The sequence below is a fragment of the Brachybacterium sp. AOP42-C2-15 genome (genome assembly GCF_052377065.1).
Classification (GTDB): domain Bacteria; phylum Actinomycetota; class Actinomycetes; order Actinomycetales; family Dermabacteraceae; genus Brachybacterium.
In genome coordinates this window covers 1-4187 of record NZ_JBQSWK010000083.1, presented here as the reverse complement: position 1 = coordinate 4187, position 4187 = coordinate 1, and the positions used below count along the sequence as shown (strand labels likewise).

The window sequence follows — 4187 nt, the reverse complement described above, 5'->3', positions numbered from 1 at the left end:
TCGGACCGTGGATCTCAGTTCAGGTCACGGAAATTCGTGCACGCCCTGAACCGTCATCACCTCATCGGATCGATGGGCCAGGTCGGCGCTGCCGGCGATAACGCCGCGATGGAGTCGTTCTTCGCGCTGCTCCAGAAGAACGTCCTGGACCGCAAGCGGTGGCGGACCCGAGAAGAGCTGCGGATCGCGATCATCACCTGGATCGAGAGGACCTATCACCGCCGGCGCCGGCAGGCTCGCCTGGGTCGATTGACCCCCATCGAATACGAGACCATCATGAACCCGGTCGCACTCGCGGCCTGACACCCCAACTGTCACCTAAACGTGCGGCAGTCCCATCAGGGGTAACCAGCCTGTGGCTTGGGCGGAGCCGGTCAGGCAGCGGGTAGCGGCCCGGTGACCCCAAGGATCTGGACCGACAGGCGTTCGCCTGCACGCGCGATCTGTGCTTCGACGCCGAAGACCTTGCGTAGGGTTGTGGAGGTCAGCACCTCGGCGATCTCACCCGCTGCGTGGACTCGGCCGCTATCCAGGACCACCGCTTGGTCGCAGTATTGGGCTGCCAGCGAGAGATCGTGCAGGACTACAACGACCGTCAGACCACCGCTCGTCAGCTGGTTCAGCATTGACAGCAGCTGGTGCTGGTGTTTGATGTCCAGGTGATTTGTCGGCTCATCCAGCAGTAGCACGGCGGGTTCTTGTGCCAGTGCACGGGCTGCGTGTACTCGTTGGCGCTCTCCACCGGACAAGGTCCGCCAGCGCCGGCGCTCGGTTCCCGTCATCCCCACTGAGCTCAATGCCAGGTCGCAGGCATCGACGTCGTGCGGGCTCTCGAGGGCTAGGCGTGCTCGGTGGGGCAGTCTGCCTAGGGCGACAACATCGGCGACAGTGAGATCGGTGTCGGTGTCGCTGGCTTGCTCCATCATGGCCAGCTGACGGGCTCGGTCCCTGCGAGGGAGCTCCTTCAATGGTCGATCTCCGACTCTTACCTGCCCGGATGTGGGAGCGGACACGCCCGCCAGGATATGGAGCAGCGTCGACTTGCCGGAGCCGTTCGGGCCAAGTAGCCCCGTGACCTTGCCTTGGGTAGCAGTGAAGTCGATCCCGTCCAGGATCGGCAGTAGGCGTCCCCGTACCGAGTAGGTGAGTTGCTCGCCGTGTAGCGACAGGGTCATGTCCGCTCCTTACGGCGCAAGACGATCAAGAAGGCCGGAACACCGATCAGTGCAGTGATCACTCCCACAGGCAGCTCCCGCGGAGCGAGAACTATCCGCCCAACCAGGTCAGCTAGCAGGAGAAAGACTGCGCCACCGAACGCACTGGCGGGCAACAGACGCCGATGCTGGGGACCGATCAGGGCACGGACCGCATGCGGGACGATCAAGCCGACGAAACCGATCGCCCCCACAGCGGACACCACGACCGCCGTCACCGCAGCGGTGGCGACCAGCGCGATGCTCCGCACCGCGGTCACAGGCACCCCGAGCGAAGCGGAGGCAACGGCACCGAAAGCGAAGGCATCGAGGTCGGATGCGATAAGTCGTGCCACCACCAGGGCAATGACGGTTACCCCGACACATAACGCGACAGCAGGCCAGCGCGCGGCTGCCAGTGACCCGGTCAGCCAGTACGTCAAGCCACGCGCGGCGTCCGCGTCGCCCCACCCGAGCAGAACCAACGATGTCATCGCGGTGAAAAGCTGCCCGACCACGACCCCGGTCAGGACCAGTCGTCCCGTGTTTGAGGCGTGCTGCCCGAGCAGGGCGAGGACCAGCCCGAAAGCGACCAACCCGCCGACCAGGGCGCCCGCCGCCAGGGAAAGTGCCCCCGCGCCGAGCCCGGTGACCATCACCAAAACAGCCCCGGTCGAGGCCCCCGAGGAGATGCCCAGAAGGTAGGGCTCCGCCAACGCATTTCGGGTGACCGCCTGCAAGAGCGCGCCGCAGGTCGCTAGACCAGCACCGGCCACCGCAGCCATGAGCGCACGGGGGGCTCGAAGTTGCCAGATCACCGAATCGGCCAACGTCGACAACGGCTCCACCGGCAGGCCGATGTGGCTCCCTAGCGATCGCAGCGTCTCTGACCATCCGATCTCACCGCCACCGACCACGATCGACACAAGAACGCCTGCGACGAGCACCAGCCACGCGCCGAGTACCGTCGCGATCTGGCGAACCCGCTCAGCGCTGCGCGAGGATGACGAAGTCATCGAGGTGCTGCCAGATCGGCCCCGCCTCGCGGAACTGCGCGGCACGCATCGCGGCGACATGGAACGCGGCGCTCAGATCCGGGTTCGGCGGTCTGTTCGCGAAGCGGCGCTCCCGTTCGGAACGAAGGGGCGCGAAGTGAGGGTGATCAGCGATTCGAGAAAACCAAGTGTCCCAGGTCAGCGCGCCGGATGCCTGATCGCGAGCCTGGGTAGCCGCGTCATCCCGGCGACTCAGCTCTTCGAACAACGGACGCCCCTCGAGCTGACGCAGATGATCGGCGTTCATCAGCACACCGCCAGGGAGCAGAAGCTCGCCCACCTCGCGGTAGACCCGGCTCAGCACATCGGCCGGCAGCCAGTGCAACGCGGTCGAGGACAGCACCGCGTGCGGCCGCCGACCACCCAGAGCCTCAATCCACGTCGGGTCCCAGAGATCCGCCTCGCGGAAGGTCACCCGATCACCGTGCTCGGCCAGGGCGAGTCGACCGAGCTCGAGCAGCATCGGGTCGTAATCGACAGCAAGACAGCTCATCCGCGGGAATCTCCGCAGTACCCGATCCGAGATCGACCCCGGACCGCATGCGAGGTCCACTACCAAAGCGTCCTCGGGAACCGTCTCGGCCAGCACGTCGAGCATCACGGCGAACCGGTCCTCGCGCCGGTTGATGTACGAGGCCTGCTGCCGGTCCCAGCTCTCCAGATGATCGCGGGCCCACTCGGCCACAGCATCGACACCCCTGCTCATCGGTGAGCCCCCTCAAGCTCGACCAATGCTTCTGACAACGTCTCCAGCGCATTGATGCTTCGCACGGACGGATCCATCTCGGTAGCTGGGATCGCGACCATCCGGTCCTCCCGCACCGCAGCGAGCTGCGCGGTGACCGGGTCAGCACGCAGGGTCTTGATCTTGTCCTGTGCGCTGTCGCCGTCCAGGCCGCGAGAGAGGTCAGCCAACACCAGCACATCAGGATCACGCTGGGAGATCTGATCCCAGCTGGTCTCGGTCCACTGGGCGTCCAGATCATCGAAGGCGTTCTCGGCGCCGGCGAGCTCGGTCATCGTCTGCGGTAGGCCGGCATTTCCGGCCACGATGGGAGCGCCGTTAATAGTGGAGTAGATCCAGGCCACCTCCACCCCGTCCAGAGCCTGAGCCGAGGCAGCCACCTGATCCAAAACCTCCTGCTGCGCGTCGATCAGATCCTCGCCCCGGTCGGCCACATCGAAGATCGTCGCGATATCGGTCACCTCAGCGAAGATCTGCTCGAAGCCTCCTTCGGCAGAGACCAAGTTCGGGTCCTCGCAGTCGTTCGACGACAGATACGCCGGGACCTCCAGGTCACGCAACTCGCTGCGTTCTCCCACCGCATCGGGGGCAAACGCAGAGGCCCGCATCGAGTAGACAAAGTCCGGATCCGCCCCGCGAAGCTGCTCCGCCGTCGGGTACTGATCGGCCAGTACCGGGATCTGCTCATAAGCATCTGCGAACTCCGGCGCGACAGCGTCAGTCAGGTAGCTGGTACCCGCCATCGAGTCACCAAGCCCGAGCGCCAACATCATCTCGGTCGATCCCTGCTCCAGCGTGACCGCACGCGTGGGCACGCGATCGAACGCCAGTTCAAGCCCGCAGCTGGTCAGCTGAGCCGCTGCCACGCTGTCATCAGAGGAGGGGTCGGCCGAGGGGGAACTGCAAGCCGCGAGCACCACAACAGATGCCACCACAGCCATACGGGTAATGGGAATCATTCGCATGACATGAGTATATGTCGCGCATGGACGCGGCTCTGACCACAGGTAGGCCTCGAGTTGAGGTGATCCGTACGACACCGGCGCCTCGCCGCGCCGTACGTTAATCTCCACGCCTGTCGTCCTCGGCAACCCATCCGTCGCTCCGCTGCGGGTGGGGGATGGTCGATCGGGGAGCCCCGGAAGCTGATGCGCATAGTCGAAGTTATGCGGACCTGTTGCTTGCGCAGCTCGG

5 protein-coding genes are annotated in these 4187 nt (G+C 65.2%); 1 reads left to right on the top strand and 4 read right to left on the bottom strand.

Going from position 1 to position 4187, the window contains the following annotated elements:
- On the top strand, positions 1-303 hold a 303-nt coding region (locus tag ACT3SQ_RS19000), incomplete at its 5' end, for an IS3 family transposase (protein WP_444502869.1).
- Between the two features lie 71 nt (positions 304-374).
- On the opposite strand, the gene ACT3SQ_RS18995 is transcribed toward ACT3SQ_RS19000, so the two are convergent.
- From ACT3SQ_RS18995 to ACT3SQ_RS18980, 4 genes are read right to left on the bottom strand one after another with little or no spacing between them, the layout of a single operon-like run.
- Positions 375-1175 carry an ABC transporter ATP-binding protein gene (locus ACT3SQ_RS18995; RefSeq protein WP_193107399.1) on the bottom strand — a complete coding sequence of 267 codons (801 nt, stop codon included), beginning with the start codon at positions 1173-1175 and terminating at the stop codon, positions 375-377.
- Complete coding sequence (locus tag ACT3SQ_RS18990; protein WP_443337272.1) at positions 1172-2209, bottom strand: FecCD family ABC transporter permease; 1038 nt, start codon at positions 2207-2209, stop codon at positions 1172-1174. Before ACT3SQ_RS18990 ends, ACT3SQ_RS18995 begins: the two co-directional genes overlap by 4 nt.
- The gene (locus ACT3SQ_RS18985) at positions 2181-2954 is read right to left on the bottom strand and encodes a class I SAM-dependent methyltransferase (RefSeq protein ID WP_443370448.1); all 774 of its coding nucleotides are present in this window, start codon (positions 2952-2954) and stop codon (positions 2181-2183) included. Before ACT3SQ_RS18985 ends, ACT3SQ_RS18990 begins: the two co-directional genes overlap by 29 nt.
- Positions 2951-3958, bottom strand: coding sequence for an ABC transporter substrate-binding protein (locus ACT3SQ_RS18980; protein WP_193107394.1), 1008 nt, complete (start codon positions 3956-3958; stop codon positions 2951-2953). The genes ACT3SQ_RS18985 and ACT3SQ_RS18980 overlap by 4 nt, the downstream gene beginning before the upstream one ends.
- Between the last annotated feature and the right edge of the window lie 229 nt (positions 3959-4187).